Origin of the sequence: Saezia sanguinis, from assembly GCF_003991585.1 — a bacterium.
In the GTDB taxonomy this organism is placed as follows: domain Bacteria; phylum Pseudomonadota; class Gammaproteobacteria; order Burkholderiales; family Burkholderiaceae_C; genus Saezia; species Saezia sanguinis.
The window spans coordinates 392,275-409,220 of sequence record NZ_PQSP01000001.1 but is presented as its reverse complement, the minus strand read 5'-3'; the positions used below and the strand labels follow the sequence as shown (position 1 = coordinate 409,220).

13 protein-coding genes, 1 tRNA gene and 1 pseudogene are annotated in these 16,946 nt (G+C 52.3%); 8 read left to right on the top strand and 7 right to left on the bottom strand.

What is annotated here, in order from left to right; translation table 11 throughout:
• The first annotated feature begins 63 nt into the window (after positions 1-63).
• The 4 genes from tsaE to CUZ56_RS01790 all read left to right on the top strand — a co-directional run bounded on the left by tsaE (position 64) and on the right by CUZ56_RS01790 (position 3,877).
• Positions 64-579 (top strand): tRNA (adenosine(37)-N6)-threonylcarbamoyltransferase complex ATPase subunit type 1 TsaE, encoded by a 516-nt coding sequence (tsaE, locus tag CUZ56_RS01805; RefSeq protein WP_404948019.1) that lies wholly within the window; start codon positions 64-66, stop codon positions 577-579.
• Between the two features lie 16 nt (positions 580-595).
• Positions 596-1,993 (top strand): N-acetylmuramoyl-L-alanine amidase, encoded by a 1,398-nt coding sequence (locus CUZ56_RS01800; RefSeq protein WP_126977648.1) that lies wholly within the window; start codon positions 596-598, stop codon positions 1,991-1,993.
• Between the two features lie 125 nt (positions 1,994-2,118).
• The gene (locus CUZ56_RS01795; protein WP_126977646.1) at positions 2,119-2,934 is read left to right on the top strand and encodes a thymidylate synthase; all 816 of its coding nucleotides are present in this window, start codon (positions 2,119-2,121) and stop codon (positions 2,932-2,934) included.
• A 40-nt stretch (positions 2,935-2,974) separates the two neighbouring features.
• Positions 2,975-3,877: a DMT family transporter gene (locus CUZ56_RS01790; protein ID WP_126977644.1), complete on the top strand. Its 903-nt coding sequence runs from the start codon at positions 2,975-2,977 to the stop codon at positions 3,875-3,877.
• A 48-nt stretch (positions 3,878-3,925) separates the two neighbouring features.
• On the opposite strand, the gene msbA is transcribed toward CUZ56_RS01790, so the two are convergent.
• Positions 3,926-5,719, bottom strand: coding sequence for a lipid A export permease/ATP-binding protein MsbA (gene msbA, locus CUZ56_RS01785; protein ID WP_126977642.1), 1,794 nt, complete (start codon positions 5,717-5,719; stop codon positions 3,926-3,928).
• A gap of 379 nt (positions 5,720-6,098) precedes the next feature.
• Here msbA and mutL point away from each other — a divergent pair, with 379 nt between their 5' ends.
• The 4 genes from mutL to CUZ56_RS01765 all read left to right on the top strand — a co-directional run bounded on the left by mutL (position 6,099) and on the right by CUZ56_RS01765 (position 11,830).
• Positions 6,099-7,985: a DNA mismatch repair endonuclease MutL gene (gene mutL, locus CUZ56_RS01780; protein ID WP_126977640.1), complete on the top strand. Its 1,887-nt coding sequence runs from the start codon at positions 6,099-6,101 to the stop codon at positions 7,983-7,985.
• 326 nt (positions 7,986-8,311) lie between these two features.
• The gene (locus tag CUZ56_RS01775; RefSeq protein ID WP_126977638.1) at positions 8,312-10,567 is read left to right on the top strand and encodes a RelA/SpoT family protein; all 2,256 of its coding nucleotides are present in this window, start codon (positions 8,312-8,314) and stop codon (positions 10,565-10,567) included.
• Positions 10,568-10,695: 128 nt separating this feature from the next.
• Positions 10,696-10,772: transfer RNA gene (locus CUZ56_RS01770), tRNA-Val, on the top strand.
• Between the two features lie 506 nt (positions 10,773-11,278).
• Positions 11,279-11,830, top strand: coding sequence for a dihydrofolate reductase (locus CUZ56_RS01765; RefSeq protein WP_126977636.1), 552 nt, complete (start codon positions 11,279-11,281; stop codon positions 11,828-11,830).
• Between the two features lie 40 nt (positions 11,831-11,870).
• Here the strand turns inward: CUZ56_RS01765 and CUZ56_RS01760 are convergent, their stop codons facing one another.
• The 6 genes and pseudogenes from CUZ56_RS01760 to CUZ56_RS01735 all read right to left on the bottom strand — a co-directional run bounded on the left by CUZ56_RS01760 (position 11,871) and on the right by CUZ56_RS01735 (position 16,936).
• On the bottom strand, positions 11,871-12,956 hold the full coding sequence (locus tag CUZ56_RS01760) for a glycosyltransferase family 4 protein (RefSeq protein WP_126977634.1): 1,086 nt from the start codon (positions 12,954-12,956) through the stop codon (positions 11,871-11,873).
• Positions 12,937-14,049 (bottom strand): glycosyltransferase family 9 protein, encoded by a 1,113-nt coding sequence (locus CUZ56_RS01755; RefSeq protein ID WP_239441956.1) that lies wholly within the window; start codon positions 14,047-14,049, stop codon positions 12,937-12,939. The genes CUZ56_RS01760 and CUZ56_RS01755 overlap by 20 nt, the downstream gene beginning before the upstream one ends.
• Positions 14,050-14,073: 24 nt before the next feature.
• Entirely contained in the window at positions 14,074-14,859 is a 786-nt protein-coding gene (locus CUZ56_RS01750; protein ID WP_126977632.1) for an arginyltransferase, read from the bottom strand.
• Positions 14,856-15,626 carry a leucyl/phenylalanyl-tRNA--protein transferase gene (aat, locus tag CUZ56_RS01745; protein ID WP_338056636.1) on the bottom strand — a complete coding sequence of 257 codons (771 nt, stop codon included), beginning with the start codon at positions 15,624-15,626 and terminating at the stop codon, positions 14,856-14,858. Before aat ends, CUZ56_RS01750 begins: the two co-directional genes overlap by 4 nt.
• Before the next feature lie 99 nt (positions 15,627-15,725).
• Positions 15,726-16,343, bottom strand: a pseudogene (locus CUZ56_RS01740) (glutathione S-transferase N-terminal domain-containing protein); the annotation flags it as partial.
• A gap of 56 nt (positions 16,344-16,399) precedes the next feature.
• Positions 16,400-16,936, bottom strand: a complete 537-nt coding sequence (locus tag CUZ56_RS01735; RefSeq protein ID WP_162615224.1) for a DUF4124 domain-containing protein — start codon at positions 16,934-16,936, stop codon at positions 16,400-16,402.
• Between the last annotated feature and the right edge of the window lie 10 nt (positions 16,937-16,946).

The following is a 16,946-nucleotide window of genomic DNA, read 5'->3' as shown; positions in this document are numbered from 1 at the left end:
TTAAGAGTGACGATGTTGTTTGAAAGAAGCGCCCTTCATCAAACATCATTTAAGGCCAGTTTTGTGAATGCACCTACTTTTTCCGCTCCTCCTGTCCAGATGACATGGGCCAACCAGCAGGCGACTCAGCATGCAGCCCAGGCTTTGGCACAAGTCGCATCTATTGGTCAGGCACTGATTGAACTGCATGGGGGACTGGGGGCGGGGAAAACCACTTTTGTACGCTACCTGCTGCAGGCCCTGGGGGTCACAGGACACATCAAAAGCCCGACTTATGCCATTGCAGAGTCCTATGAAACAGCGGCTTTTCCTGTATGGCATTTTGATTTTTACCGGTTCAATGACCCGCTGGAATGGGAAGATGCAGGTTTTCGTGATATTTTTGCAACCCAGGGGCTGAAGCTGGTGGAGTGGCCTGAACAGGCAGAAGGCTTATTGCCTACACCTGATTTAAAACTATTCATCACATCAGACCCACAGCAGCAGCAACGTCTGGTGCAACTGCATACAATGACCGCTTTGGGGCAGTCCATCCTGCAAAGCTGGATGCAAAATCTGCAACAGACTAAAAATACATAGACAACAATTTATAACGATGAAACGCCGCACACTTCTTGTACAAACCGGTTCTTTGGCCTTGCTGCTGGGTTTGCCCCACCTGGCCCGAGGCGCGAGCCTGTTAGCCGTGCGGATGTGGCCTTCCAATGACTATACCCGCGTCACCATCGAATCCGATGTGCCGTTGACCACCAAGCACCATATGCTGTCGGACCCGGAGCGGTTTGTCGTCGATATTGAAGGCATGCAGCTCAATGAGCAGGTCAAGGAACTCTCTGCCCTGGTGCAGGAGTCTGACCCTTATGTCAGCGCCATTCGGGTAGGCCAGTATCAGCCGGATGTGGTTCGCATTGTTTTTGACCTGAAGCAGCGCATTTCCCCAAATGTATTTACCCTTAATCCATTTGCAGAATACAAAGACCGGCTGGTTTTTGACTTTACTCCTGTAGACGCACCAGACCCGCTGAATCAGTTGATCAGCGAGATTTCCTCTGAACGCACAAGTGCATTGAATCAAGGCAACCACTCTGAAGCTGACATTTTAGGCGACTGGCTAGCGCAGCAGCAAAATCCAGGCTCTTCCAGCCTGCCGGTACCCGCAGCAACCGCTTCTGATACCCCGGCGCCCTCCACCACAGCATCGAATCGCCGCCCCACGCCTTCTAAAATTCCTGGTGAAGCAGCGCCGCCCGCCTCTCAACCATCGGCAACAACGACAGCGCCCACCCGCTCTGGCCGCTTATACATCATTGCGCTGGACCCCGGGCATGGCGGAGAAGATCCTGGTGCTGTCGGGCCATCCGGTACACGGGAAAAGGACGTGGTACTTTCTATTGGCAAGCTGCTGCGTGACCAGATCAATGCGCAGGCCGATATGCGTGCCTTTATGACACGGGACTCCGATTTTTTTGTTCCTTTGGCAGAGCGCGTGCAAAAAGCGCGCAGTGTCAAGGCCGATCTGTTCATATCCATTCACGCCGATGCGTTCACCAACCGCAGTGCCAAAGGCGCATCTGTATTTGCGCTCAGTGAGCGTGGCGCTTCGAGTACAACAGCCAGTTGGCTGGCCAACACACAAAACCAGTCTGACCTGATTGGCGGTGTGGGGGTCAGGGCCCGGGACAGGCAGACGGCAGGTATTCTGCTGTCCATGAGTACGGCAGCACAAATCAAAGACAGCCTGAAACTCGGCAAACTGGTCGTCAAAGAGCTGTCCAGCTTTGCTCATATGCATAAGAACACCGTTGAACAAGCCGGGTTTGCCGTGCTTAAGGCACCGGATATCCCAAGCATATTGGTGGAAACGGCATTTATCTCCAACCCGGAAGAAGAGAAGCTTTTACGCAGCGCGGCCTACCAAAAGCAACTGGCACAGGCCATGATGCGGGCCATCAAAGCCTACCTGGTACAAAATCCACCATCAGCCCGTTCCTGATCGGCTGGCCCTTTGTCTATCATCAAATAAGCGCCTGAAATGGCCGACCACATTCGTGCATGCCTATGCATATCACGTTATGATTACCACTTTGTGTTTTCAGATTGTTTACTTTGGAATCCGCCATGAATCAGCAGCGTCCCGTTCGTTCCCAATATGAAGATTTTATGCGCCATGTATATGAAAATGGCGTATCCAAGCAGGATCGTACCGGAACAGGCACACGCAGCATTTTCGCCCACCAGATGCGGTTCAACCTCAAAGAAGGCTTTCCTCTGGTCACAACCAAAAAAGTGCACCTGAAATCCATTATTTACGAATTGCTGTGGTTTTTGCGCGGCGACTCCAATGCCCGCTGGCTGCAAGAGCGTGGCGTAACCATCTGGAATGAATGGGCACGCCCGGACGGCGACCTGGGTCCTGTCTACGGTGTACAGTGGCGCAGTTGGCCAACGCCGGATGGGGGTCATATTGACCAGATCGCCGAAGTGGTGAAGCAGATCAAAACCAACCCGGATTCACGCCGGATTCTGGTCAGCGCCTGGAATGTCAGTGAACTCTCCAAAATGGCTTTAATGCCTTGCCATGCGCTGTTCCAGTTTTATGTGGCCAACGGGCAGCTCAGTTGCCAGTTGTACCAGCGCAGTGCCGATATTTTCCTGGGTGTCCCGTTCAACATTGCCAGTTATGCACTGCTCACCCACATGCTGGCTCAGCAATGCGATCTGGATGTTGGTGACTTTATCTGGACCGGTGGTGATTGTCATCTTTATAACAACCACTTTGAGCAGGTCCAGACACAACTGGCTCGCACACCCTACCCTTACCCGACACTGCATATCAAGCGCCGCCCGGATTCCATTTTCGACTACGAATTTGAGGATTTTGAAGTGCTGGATTACCAGTGCCATCCGGCAATCAAAGCCCCGGTGGCTGTTTAACCAAAAAGCCTGACGGCTTTGCCTTCAAACGCCTGTTGATATGTTGCTTACCCGTCGCCAGATCATCCTGCTGATTTTGCTGACCTTGATGTGGGGGGTCAACTGGCCGGTCATGAAGTTCTCTTTGCGCGAACTGACGCCGTTACATTTCCGTGCACTGACCATGACAGGCGGATGCCTGTTTTTGCTGTTATGGCTCCAGTTTCAGCATATTTCTTTAAAAATTACCTGGCAGGATTTTTTTAAAATTGTCTGGCTGGCGCTGCCCAATGTGGTCGGCTGGCATATGTTTTCCATCCTGGGGGTGGGAGAGCTCGCATCCGGCCGGGCCGCTATTTTAGGCTTTACCATGCCGATCTGGACGGCACTGCTGGGCGCCTTGCTGATGGGGCAGCGCCTGAATGCCAGAATATGGATCAGCATTGTTGCAGCCAGCGCTGCTGTCGGATTGCTGTCCTACAATGAATTAACACACATGACTGGGCGGCCTATCGGTATTTTCTGGATGCAACTGGGGGCGGTCTGTTGGGCTGTAGGCACGCTGCTGTTCGGGCGCATCAAACCCCAAATTCCGATTCAGGCCACGACGGTCTGGATGTTGGGCATTGGTTCTGCCATTTTCTGGGTGATCGCATCCATGCTGGAACCCGCACCATCCTGGCATTTCAGCATCCCGATGTGGGCAGCCCTGTTTTACAGCATGTTCATCAACTTTGGTGCCGCACAATTGATCTGGTTTAACCTGGCCAGCTCGCTGCCACCATCTGCCAGTGCATTTTCAATTATGGCTGTTCCGCTGGTGGGCACATTTTCGGCTGCTTTGCTGGTCAACGAAACACCCCATGTTGCAGACATCATTGCTGCTGGCTGTGTCATGGTTGCCATTGCCAGCGCGGTTCTGAGAAAAACACCGGTTCCCGTCAAACATGCTGATACCCGGTAACACCCAGTAGCCTGCGCAGAAAAGCCTGACGCCTTTCTGAGCGCAGGGCTACAGCACCACTTCAGCAGGGGCAGCGCCGGGGTCCGTATTATTTTGCATGGCCGATTGGGCTTCAACCAGGCGGGCAAATGCTCCGTCACGTTCCATCAGCTCCTGATAAGAGCCAATTTCAATGACCTTGCCCTCATCCAGCACCACAATGCGGTTGGCATTGCGAATGGTTGAAAGCCGGTGTGCCACGATCAGCGTGGTACGCTCATGTGTCAGCGAGTCTAACGCCAGTTGCACCAGCCGTTCGGACTCTGCGTCCAGTGCAGAAGTGGCTTCGTCCAGAATCAGGATAGGCGCATCGCGATAAAGCGCACGTGCAATGGCAAGGCGCTGGCGCTGGCCACCGGAGAGTGTATATCCGTTATGCCCGGTTACGGTATCCATGCCATTGGGCAAGGATTCAACAAACTTCAGCAGGTGCGCCATTGATAATGCTTTACGCACGCGCTCACGGTCGATGTCTTTTTCTTCCACCCCCAAAGCGATATTAGCGGCAATGCTGCTGTTAAACAGCACAACATCCTGGCTCACCATGGCCATCTGGTTTCTCAGCGAAGCCAGTTTCCATTCAGGCAAAGGTACGCCGTCCAGCAAGATATCACCGGAAGTCGGTTCAATAAAACGCGGCAACATGTTAACAAGTGTCGTTTTCCCAGAGCCGGAATGTCCAACCAGCGCCACAGTTTCACCGGCAGCAACGGAAAAAGAGACTCGGTCCAGCGCAGGACGATCAGAAGATGGATATTGTTTGGTCAGATAGCGGAACTCGATGGCTCCGGGCGTACGCTCTGCGGTGTACGTTCCATCATCTTTTTCCAGTGGCTCATCCAGCAATTTGTAAATACGGTTCATTGCCATGATACCGCGCTGAATGCCCGGGTAGACGTCGCTGAGTGCCTTGGCCCTGGGCACCGTCAACAGCATGGTGGCGATATAGGCGGCAAACCCGCCCAAAGACAACTGCCCGCCACTGGTCTGAGCCAGCGCAATGGTTACGATAATCGCAATGGCAATTGATGCAATGACCTGGGTTACCGGCGTCAGCAGGCTGCCGACCGAGGTCATTTTCATCAACATCCGGCGCAGGTATTTATTGTCTGCCAGAAAGCGTTCACTCTGGTTATCTTGAACGCCGTAAAGCCGCACAATCCGATAGGCCAGCACATTTTCTTCTACCGTATACGTCATGTCGTCCATCCCTTTTTGGGATGAAAGCACAATCTGATCCAGTTTTTTACGGGTAAACTTCACGGCAACCGCAACCGCAGGCAGCACAATGAAAACAATCAGCGTCAGCTTCCAGTTGGACCAGAATAGGTAACACAGCAGCCCCAGCAACGTCAGCCCTTCCTTGACAAACGTCTGTACCGAGCCTACCAGGGCGCCAACAGCATTTTGTGTTTCAAGCGATACCGTATTGATCAGCTTACTGGCCGGCTGCTCTTCAAACACCTTCGGATCGGCATACACAATACGCCTGAAAAGCGCATTGCGAATGTCCAGCACAATGCGTGAAATGGACCAGGTCATCACATACGTGGATGTGTAGTTGGTGAACGCACGCAAAGAAAACAGCGCCACAATCACCAGCGGCACAACCCACCACGCTAAGCGGGTGACCAGATCGCCCTCGCTGGGCACTGCGTTATCCAGTAAAGGCCTCAGCAAGGCCGGGATACTGGTTTCAATCGCTGCAGAAACAATGGAACATGCAAACGCTGCCCACAACCCGATTTGGTGCGGGGCAACTGCCTTTAAAAAACGTTTAAAATCAAAATCAGTAAATCGCACTTGGTGTCTTAAATAAAAATAGTTTTGTCAAAGATGCGCTGCCGTCTATTTGCCGTTTATTATTTGTTTGATACCTTTTCTCAACAGGCAGGCTGGTCAGTAATTTGAAACACAAGCAGGTATTTTAACCCAAGCATGCTATTCACGGTGCACTTCAGGCAGCATTGCAGTTTATACCCCGCAATGCCTGCCAAGCGGCTGTTTTATCAACCCGGATTCAACCCAGATACGCCTTGAAACAACACCCTTTTCTCAAAAACTTATAATGTCAACGGTGCCGATATATTTGCCAAAATCGCTCGCTTGCATCATTTAGTGTGCTGTCACAGCACTGCAACATATTGATAATACAAATTTTTTCTCATAAATTCATCCGTCCATGACTACTGCTCAACGTTTACCCATTCAGGAACTTCCAGATGAACTGATCAGCCAGATTGCTGCTGGCGAAGTTGTGGAACGTCCTGCTTCCGTGGTACGTGAGTTGATTGACAATGCACTGGATGCAGGTGCCAGCCAGATCACTTTGCGCCTGACAGCCGGAGGTATCCGGCAGATTGTGCTGGAAGATGATGGCATCGGAATCATCGCCAGCGAGCTTCCGCTGGCATTGCAGCGCCATGCAACCAGTAAAATTCGCAGCCTGAATGACCTTGAGCACGTCAATACCATGGGATTTCGGGGTGAGGCACTGGCAGCGATTGCATCCGTGGCATCGGTGACCATTACCAGCCGCCCGGAACTGCAAAATCACGCCATGCGGCTTGATGCCCGTTCTGGCGAACTATCTCCGGCTGCGCGCTCCACAGGCACAAGCATTGAAGTTCATGAAGTGTTTTTCAACACCCCGGCGCGGCGTAAATTTTTAAAAAGCGAAACGACAGAACTGGCACACTGCATTGAAGCCGTACGGCGCCATGCACTGGCCAGGCCTGACGTGAGTTTTACTGTATGGCATAACGGTAAACTGGCACAGCAATGGCGAGCCACGCCAGGCCAGCTTTTTGCCGATGCCCAGCAACAGCGTATTCGCGATGTACTGGGAGAAGAGTTTATTTCCGGCAGCCGAAGCATTGGCCATAGTGATGATGCAGGAGAAACCATCGGCCCGATGCGCATCAGCGGTCGCATTGGCTTGCCGGATGCAGCGCGTACGCGGGCAGACATGCAGTTCTGTTATGTCAATGGCCGGTATGTGCGCGACAAGCTCATTTCACATGCGGTGCGCACCGCCTATGCCGATGTGCTGCATGGACATAAACAACCGGTTTATGTCCTGTTCATTGAAATCGATCCGGCGCTGGTCGATGTGAACGTGCACCCAACCAAAATTGAAGTCCGTTTCCGCGATTCAGGCAGCGTGCACCAGGCCATTGTGAAAACGCTGCAAAATGCATTGGCCGAGCACCGTCATGATGCGCCTGCCACGCTGACTGCCGAAAAAACCACGGTACCTGGGACTGCTTACCCGGCCTCGCAACATCCATCGCCCAAACCATCAGGTTCCTGGCCTGCTCTGCATACACCTCCCAGGCAAGGCGGGCTGGGTCTGGGCAATCCGCTGCGGGTAGAAGAGATGAAAGCGCTGTGGCAGGCCCCTGCTGAAGCGACGCCTATGGCACCGAAGAGCGCCCCTTCAGAAAATCCGCAGGACGCTTTTGCAGCGTCCCCTTCTCCTCAAGTATGGCCTTTGGGCAAAGCGCTGGCTCAACTGGCTGGTATTTATATACTGGCCGAAAATGATGAGGGCCTGGTCATTGTTGATATGCACGCAGCACACGAGCGCATCACCTATGAGAAGCTGAAAATGCAACTGGCTTCACGCCTGATCGAATCGCAACCGCTGCTGATTCCTGCGACATTTTCCGCGACCGCCCTGGAAATAGCCGCAGTTGAAATGCACCATGCCACGCTGCAAACACTGGGGCTTGAGATATCCGTTTTGTCTGAAAAAGTGCTGGCTATACGCAGTGTTCCCGCCGTGCTCAAAGTTTCCGACCCGGTTGAGCTGGCACGCAGCGTACTGGCCGAGCTGGTACAGCACGATACAACACATGTCATGGAACAGCTTCATAACGATGTGCTCTCAACCATGGCTTGCCATGGCTCCGTCAGGGCCAACCGGCAATTGACCCTAGAAGAAATGAATGCCTTGTTGCGGCAAATGGAGGAAACTGAACGCTCCGATCAATGCAACCATGGCCGCCCAACGTGGCGCCAGATCAGCGTGCGCGAATTGAATAACCTGTTCATGCGCGGCAGGTAAATGCCCTTTCTCCTGTAAAACAGGAATTGCCCCCTGCTCTTCAACACTTGGAAACCCTTTCATGCAACATTGGTTTGGATGCAGAAATCACCATTTTGGCAAAATACGTTTTGCAATGCATGGTGATTCCCGTGCAAGGCAATTGGAAAAGGTAAAAAATGTTTTATCGTTTGAAATCGCAAACATATTTTTGCCATGCACAAACCTGTTGAACCATGCTCCTTTTAAAAACTTTGATAGCAAACAAGTCACCATAAGTGGTTATGGGATATAGTCAGGCTAAAAGAAATCTACATAATCTGTGAGTAGGTTGATATACAAGACAAATGAAGACAAATACCATTTCGAGTGATGCTGTCTCTCTCATTCAACTGAAAGATGGTGAAAATGTACGTGAAACACTTGCAGATGCCGTTGACAGGCCCGATGTCGCACGTGCACGTGCCTTTGTCGAGCCGCTGATCAACGGGTTTGCCCTGTCGACCGGCGAAGATACGCTGGCCCATGCCGATGCTGTTGTGCAGATACTCAAAGAACTGGACGGCAGCGAGTCGCTGCAAACCGCCGCTTACCTGGTATATGCCATAGAGCATATTCAACGCCCGAAAGAGGTGATTGAAAAAGCTTTCGGTTCTTCAATGGCTAATCTAGTCATTGATACACACCGCCTGATTCAGGTTCAGCATTCGGCACGTCAGAACGCCGTTGTGAATGACAATGACGCCATGGCGCAGACCGAGCGCGCTCGCAAAATGCTGCTGGCTTTTTCGCGAGACCTGCGTGGTGTTATGCTGCGGCTGGCTTCGCGCCTGCAGACAATGCGCTACTGCGCCACTCATCGCGTTGAGCTGCCCAAGAGCATGGCCGAAGAAACACTGAATGTGTTCGCCCCGCTGGCCAGCCGGCTGGGTATCTGGCAAATCAAATGGGAGCTGGAGGATCTGGCTTTCCGTTTCATTCAGCCTGAGACATACCAGCAGATTGCCAAACTGCTGGATGAGCCCCGCATTGAGCGGGAAAACTACATCGCCCATGTTGAAAAATATCTGATTAACAGTTTGAGGGAACTGGGAATTGACGCGAAAGTGACCGGGCGACCCAAGCATATTTACAGCATCTGGAAAAAGATGCATGGAAAATCGCTGGACTTTGACCAGGTCTATGATCTGCGGGCATTCAGAATCATTGTGCCATCCGTCCAGGATTGTTATACCGTACTGGCCTGGATCAATGCCCATTTTGAGCAGATTCCTTCCGAATTTGACGACTACATCGCCAAGCCCAAAGTCAACGGCTACCAGTCATTGCACACGGTGGTCAAAGATACTTCAGAAGCCGGGCGTGGCAAATGCCTTGAAATTCAAATCCGTACCCAGGATATGCACGACCGCGCTGAAAATGGCGTTGCAGCCCACTGGGCTTACAAAGAAGCCGGCTCCAAAGGCTATTCCGGTGTGGTGGCCAACTCAGACTATGATGCGCGCATTGCCATGCTGCGCCAGTTGCTGGCCTGGGAAAGAGATTTGTCCCACCATGCGACTGAAGAAGGCGCATCCCTTTTTGATGACCGCATCTATGTGCTCACCCCCATGGCAACGTTCATTGAATTGCCCCAAGGGTCAACACCGCTGGACTTCGCTTATGCCGTGCACACCGACCTGGGGCACAAATGCCGGGGTGCCAAAGTCGATGGCATGATGGTGCCACTGGATACACCGTTGCAAAACGGGCAAACGGTTGAAATTGTATCGGCAAAGGAAGGCGGCCCCTCACGCGACTGGCTTAACTCGGATGAGCATTATCTGGCCAGCCCGCGCGCCAAAGCCAAAGTGCGTGCCTGGTTTAATGCCCAGGTAACTCAGCAAACCATTGCCCGTGGCCGCGAGCAGGTCGAAAAACTGCTGCAACGCGAAGGAAAAACCGCACTCAAGTTGGATGATTTGGCAGCCAAGCTCGGTTTTAAAAATGCCGACAGCCTGTTTGAAGTCATTGGCAAAGATGAATATTCACTGCGCAATATTGAGCAGATCTTTAAACCTGTAGTACAGGAATCACCGCAGGAAGCATTGTTATCCGCTTCGCGCAAACCCCAACCGGCATCCTCTCATAAAGGGGGCGTTCTGGTTGTCGGGATGGATTCCCTGCTGACCCAATTGGCCAAATGCTGCAAGCCAGCACCACCTGACGCCATTGTCGGGTATGTGACCCGTGGAAAAGGCGTCTCGATACACCGGTCTGACTGCACCAACATCAAAGAACTCGAACAACGGGAACCTGAGCGCGTGATTGAAGTTCAATGGGAAGCACCGCAGGCCTCAGAAAATGGGCATTTGCCCGTGTATCCAGTGGATATTGAAGTCTGGGCCGTTGACCGGCAAGGTTTGCTGCGCGATATATCGGAGGTGCTCAGCAAAGAGCACATCAATGTCATTGGCGTGAACACCCAGTCGCTGCGGCATCGCCTGCACGGTGACAGCGCATGGATGACATTCACCGTTGAAGTGGCTGATACAGAGCGTTTGAAACGCGCGCTCAACCAGGTTTCAGCGGTATCCGGTGTCAGGTCCGCCAACCGGCGCTAGGCTTTGACCGCATCTGCACCGGCACCAAGAACTTTTTCGCATTAAAAAAGAATTTACCCGCCGCATTGTGAAAGGCACTTGCACGAAAGAAAAAATATCGCATATAATGCTTCTCTTTACGGAAATATAGGCGCGTAGCTCAGTTGGTTAGAGCATCACCTTGACATGGTGGGGGTCGTTGGTTCGAATCCAATCGCGCCTACCAGCTTCCAAACACAGGAGCTGGTTTTTCGTTTCACTTGAAGCCTGCATTCGCAGGCTTTTTGTTTGCCCGCCGTCAAATCAACTTTCTGTCGCAGTTTTCAAACCTGCGGGCATGTGCCATCGGTCAATAACCTTCATTTTGCTACGGTAAGCAGCGCAGAAAAGTATGGACAGTGCAGCAATGATTTCAGGCTTTAAGTTATTGAATTCAAATAAAGTTTAACTTTTTATCTCTGACCGGACACGCAAACCGTTCCAAGACAAGAAGAAGCCCATTGAATCAGATAGAATGAACATCCGCTGTCAGCAATTCTGACCTGTCATTTTTTTGTACACTGAATTGGCATTGGCGCTTCGGGCTATGTGTATGTATGTGAAAATTTGCAAAAGGGACTGGCTATGTACATAACTCCCTCAACGATTGATTCGCACAATAGCATCGCCTGATATGCAACACAGATAATCCCTTGAAAATACACTGTGTTGCCCATTGAAAGGAATACCTCCATGTCTGAACCACGCATCAACCTCATTTATGCCTGTTCACGCAATGGCGTCATCGGACGTGACAACGCCCTGCCCTGGCACCTCCCGGAGGATATGGCTCATTTCAGAGAATGCACTACAGGGGCGCCTGTCATCATGGGGCGCAAAACCTGGGAATCTCTGCCGGCAAAATTCCGTCCTTTACCTGGCCGCACCAATATCATCGTGACACGTTATGAACAATGGGAAGCTGAGGGCGCATTGCGCGCTGCCAGCATTGAAGATGCGCTGACACTGGTGCCCGAAGCGCATGACGTCTGGATCATAGGGGGCGCACAGATTTATGAACTGTCGCTACCCTTGGCAAGCCGCGTATTTGTAACAGAAATTGACGAAACGTACGAAGGTGACGCCTATGCACCTGAACTCGCGCCTGATCAATGGCAGGAGACCTCTTCTTCTGACGAACTCAAATCAGCCAACGGGCTGAAATACCGTTTCGTTATATACGAACGTACGGCCCCTGCGCCACAGCAAGCAGAAGACGAGCCGCAGGAAAATACCGCCGATTAAACAATTTTGGGCGTACTTTCACTTTCCACGCCATGACGACTCAGCCACGGTTCAGGATCTTTCGGTAAACATTCAAATTTCCCTGAACCATGGCATTGACTGAAAACTCGGCCAATACCCTGGCCCGGCCGGCTTGTCCGTATTGATGCCTGAGCGCCGGGTTGGCAAGCAATTCAATAATCGCCGCAGTCAATGCAGGAATATCTCCCGGAGGTATTAAAATGCCGGTTTTTTTGTCGGCGACGGCTTCCGGCAACCCTCCTGCTGCGCTGGCAATCACCGGTACCGCGGCGGCGGCGGCCTGCAACAGGGAAACACCCAGGCCTTCCATATCTGCCGGATGCACCAGCAAGTCCAGCCCTCCCAGCCACTGCGGCAAATCGGTTCTGAAACCCGCCAGGTGCACCTGTGCAGTCAACCCCTGCTGCTCAATTAACTGCAACAACTCATCATGAAGCGGCCCTTTGCCAAAAAACAGCACCTGAACATTTGGAAAACGCGCCAAAATGGCAGGCATGGCTTCAAGCAGATAGCGGTGTCCCTTGCGTTCAATCAACTGCGCTACCACGCCAATCACCAATGAATCCTGTGGAATGCCGAACTCTTTGGCAAAAGCATCCCGCTCCACTGCATGCAGGTAAGGTGCAGCATCAACTGCGCTACGTACGCAGGTGACATGCTCAGCCTCTATACCCTCAGAAAGCAGCACCTGCCGTATGCCTTCCGAAATAGCAATCACATGGTCATAAAGCCGGTATTTACACTGCGCCCACCACGCATTTTCAGGGTTATCCACCCGGCGGGATAACACACTGGGCACCTGCATTTTAAGTGCCGCAACGCCCCCCCACACATCAGCACCACGGCGGCTGTGCAAATGCACTAAATCCGGATGCGTTTGCCTGATCACATTTTTTAAGCGCCGAACCAAACCGATATCCACATCACCCTTCATCGGAATCTCATGCACCTGCGCCACATGCCGTGCCGCCTGCGCAATGTCAGAGCCTGGCGGACATGCCAGTACATTGCTGATCCCCAACTGCTGCAGCCCTTCCATGATGTAGAGCACCTGCCTAGCGCCGCCGTATAAAAAACGCCCTGCTTCAACGTGGAGAATTTTCATGTTCATTCCATAACGGTGTATGACGGATAACCTGTTCAACTTCCCACAGCACCATTTCAGCAGAAATATCCCGCATGCAGGTGTAGGCGCCATTGCATGTAGGCCTGCGTTTACAGGGCGAGCATGACAGCCCCAGCCAGATGACGTGCGCATTGTCGCGGCAGGTGTTGCGGTAAGGGCGTGTTGAACCAAACAGAATCACTGCCGGTGTATTAAAAGCAATGGCCATATGCGTTACACCGGTATCCACCCCCACCAGCAGGCCTGCTGACTGTACCAGCGCGGCGGTTTCCGTGATGCTGGTTTTTCCAGCCAGGCTGATGGTGCCAGGTGTCTGACTGATCAGGCGCTCCGCAGCCTCCTGGTTATCCGGGCCGCCTAATATCACGGATGTAATACCATGCTGCTGTTTCAACAGCATGATCAGCTCCTGCCAGGCATCTTCAAACCAATGTTTTTGAGGACGCGTCGTGAAAGGTGCCATGACCGCATATTTACCTGGTTCCAGCCCATATGCATGTAACAGCTCCTGCGCACGCTGTTGCGCCGCCTGCGGTAAATAAAGTTCAGGAATAAAGTCTTTTGTATCCAGCCCCAGCTGCTGGGCAGCATACAGATACTCAGAGCTGATGCGCTCAATATCCCCGCCTTTAGGAATCACTTCCGTCATCAGGTACTGGCTGCCCTCAATGGAACCCAGGCCAATGCGGCGCGGTGCTCTGGTCATCCACGCCAGCACACCGCTTTTGAGCAGGCTCTGCAAATCAATCACCCAGTTAAACCGGTGTGATTTCAGCATTTTGCCAAATGCGCGGACTGTTTTAAACAATGTACCGTAGCGACGTTGCTTCCATAAGGACTGCCATTCCTTTTTAGGCCACAGAATCAATTCATCAATATGGGGATTGGCCCGCAGCAGTTCATCAATCCCCGGCTCCACCAGCCAGGCAATGCGCGCTTGCGGATAGGTACGCCGCAACGCAGCAGCAAATGGCGAGGCGAATACGATATCACCAATGGCTGATGAGCGGATAACCAGAATCTTGGAAGGAGCAGTGGAAAAATCAGCCGTCACAATTTGAACTTCAAACACAGACAGTATGCATTGTACCGTGACCTACCGATGTACACCTTCTGCCTGACTGTTACCGGGCGTTTCACGGCAAAAACGCTGCCAGCCCTGCAGACTCAGGGCTTCAAACGGTTCAAAATTCACTTTATATGTCATTTTGGGGCTGCCGTGAATCCAATACCCAAGATACACATGCGAGAGCGACAACCGCTTAGCATACTCTATCTGCCACAAAACCCCATAAGTGCCGTAACCCGCCTGCGGCTGATCAGGATCATAAAACGTGTATACCGCAGACAATCCGTCGTCCAGCACATCAATGATCGACACCATGCGTAATATGCCAGACTGTGCAGAATCCCCAGCAGGTTCCCTGTATTCAATCAGGTAGCTGGATACAGGGCTGCGCAACAAAAACTGCTGATACTGCTCGCAACTGTCCTCATCCATCCCGCCACCGGGATGGCGTTTTTGCTGGTAACGCTGGTACAGGTTGTAATGTTCCTCGGAATAATGCAGATTCAGCGTCCGGACCTGCAGGTGCTTGAGCTTTTGCATTGTACGTCTCTGGCTGCGGCTGGGACAAAAATGCGTGACAGGGACACGCAATGACACACATGCCTGACAGTTTTCGCAATGTGGGCGGTAAACAAACATACCGCTGCGTCTGAACCCCTGCCGGATCAGCCGGGAATAGACCGGTGTATTGACCAGGTGTGCCGGAACCGCCACCTGGGAACAGGCGATCTGCTTGTCCAGATAACTGCACGGATAAGGCGCCGTTGTATAAAACTGCAACCGAAACAGGTGTGGCTCTTGCGCAAAACTCATGGCAACAGTGTATGCCAGATTGCGCCATCGCACACACCAGAACCCCATGGCGCACAGGGTTGCTGCTGTGCCTGTTTCATCTCCTGTACAAACTGTGCCCTGGGTATACTCCCGCCCCCCAAAGAGGCCAAATGCGCCGTTTTTTGCTGGCAGTCAATCAATTTGATTCCATGGAAGCGGGCGTAAGCAATCAAGCCGCATAACGCCAGTTTGGAAGCGTCGGTCTGGTACGCAAACATCGACTCTCCATAAAACATCCCCCCCAGCGCCACGCCATAGAGCCCGCCAGCCAATGTGCCGTTTATCCAGGTTTCAAAACTGTGCGCATATCCATGCTCATGAAAACGGGTATAAGCATCAATGATATCGGGCACAATCCAGGTACCATCCTGCCCCGGACGTTCAACGCTTGCACATGCCGTCATCACTTTGCGAAATGCAGTGTTCATGCGGATTTCACATCCCGCTGTATGCAAAAATCGTCTCAATGTTTTGCGCAGCGAGCGGGAAAGCTTGAATTGCCCTGGATAGAGCACCATGCGCGGATCAGGAGACCACCAGAGAATCGGATCCTCAACAGAAAACCAGGGGAAAATGCCTTCCGCATATGCCAGCTTCAGGCGCTCCAGGCTTAAGTCCCCACCCCAGGCCAATAACCCTGGGGCCGGAGAATCATGAGGCCAGGCACGTTCGACAGGCGGAAACGTCATTGGCCGCAGTCCGCTGCTGACTGCATACAAAGGTGGTATTACAGCGGAGCCAGCCATGATGTTGTCATTTCATATGAAAATCCATGGGCTTTCACAAACGCATCAAACCCGTATTCAGCCAAAAATCAGAGGCATCTGCAACAAAAATTACAAATTGGCAAGCACCTGAACACCGCGTTGTACTGCCGGGCGGGCGCCAATCGTGTCGTACCAGTTTTTCACATACGGATACTTGCTCCAGTCAACACCCTGCTTTTCCCATGAGCGCAGCCAAGGAAAGATGGCAATATCGGCAATGGAATATTGCGCCCCGGCCATATAAGCGCATGTCATCAGGCGTTTATCCATGACACGATAAAGCCGCTTGGCCTCCTGGGTGTAGCGTTCGATAGCATAAGGTACTTTTTCCGGCGCAAAAACCCGAAAATGGTGCGCCTGCCCAAGCATCGGGCCGACGCTGGCCATCTGAAACATCAGCCATTCCAGCACGGAAGTGCGTCCGCGAACATCTTTCGGCAGGAACTTGCCGGTTTTTTCTGCCAGATAAATCAGAATGGCACCCGATTCAAATACCGATATAGGCTTTCCATCCGGGCCATCCTGATCCACAATGGCCGGAATTTTATTGTTGGGGCTGATCGCCAAAAAATCCGGCTTGAACTGCTCATCTTTACGGATATCTACCGGGAGCACCTTGTAGGGCAACCCACACTCTTCCAACATGATATGAATTTTGTGTCCATTTGGCGTAGGCCAGGTGTATACATCTATCATGAGCAGTCCTTTGCAGTTTCCAAGAGGAATTTAATTATGCAATGAATGTAATGCCCTTAATTGCAGTATTCATTGACCCTGTTCTGGGCATCCTGGCGCTTGGCGGCAATCTGAGCCTCATCCAGATACACATATTCGCCCTTTTCATTGGTCTCGCGGATACGCATGCCAGTGGACAATGTATCAAGCGATTGGCGGGCAGCAGCACAGGCACGAGCTTTCTCTGCGGCATTGGCCTGGTCAATGAGAGCCTGGCGCTCAGCGTTCTGGCGCTCTTGCTCCTGCAAACGCTCTTCCAAACGGCGCGTTTGATCATCCACCTCCGGTTGAGCAGGCTGTGGCGTGGTTGCAGCAGGCAAAGGCCTCGGAGCATTGGAAGGCCTGGTCAGGATATTCTGGGCCGGAGTAGACGCCGGTGGTGGCGCATCGGTATATTGTGTGACACCGTTGGAATCAATCCATTTCCACTGCGCAAATGTTGCAGCACTGAACGACAGCGCCACAGCACCAATAAGCAAAGCCCATACGCGGTGGTTTGTGCGTGATTTACTGCTACTGAACATATCAAAAGCCCCCTGTTTTATCTTGTTCACCAATGACGCC

Coding starts and splice junctions, on each gene's coding strand:
- CUZ56_RS01760 (WP_126977634.1), bottom strand. CDS start 12,956: ATGAAAATTCTCCACGTTGAAGCAGGGCGTTTTTTATACGGCGGCGCT.
- CUZ56_RS01765 (WP_126977636.1), top strand. CDS start 11,279: ATGTCTGAACCACGCATCAACCTCATTTATGCCTGTTCACGCAATGGC.
- CUZ56_RS01775 (WP_126977638.1), top strand. CDS start 8,312: ATGAAGACAAATACCATTTCGAGTGATGCTGTCTCTCTCATTCAACTG.
- mutL (WP_126977640.1), top strand. CDS start 6,099: ATGACTACTGCTCAACGTTTACCCATTCAGGAACTTCCAGATGAACTG.
- CUZ56_RS01795 (WP_126977646.1), top strand. CDS start 2,119: ATGAATCAGCAGCGTCCCGTTCGTTCCCAATATGAAGATTTTATGCGC.
- CUZ56_RS01790 (WP_126977644.1), top strand. CDS start 2,975: ATGTTGCTTACCCGTCGCCAGATCATCCTGCTGATTTTGCTGACCTTG.
- aat (WP_338056636.1), bottom strand. CDS start 15,626: ATGGCTGGCTCCGCTGTAATACCACCTTTGTATGCAGTCAGCAGCGGA.
- CUZ56_RS01800 (WP_126977648.1), top strand. CDS start 596: ATGAAACGCCGCACACTTCTTGTACAAACCGGTTCTTTGGCCTTGCTG.
- CUZ56_RS01750 (WP_126977632.1), bottom strand. CDS start 14,859: ATGAGTTTTGCGCAAGAGCCACACCTGTTTCGGTTGCAGTTTTATACA.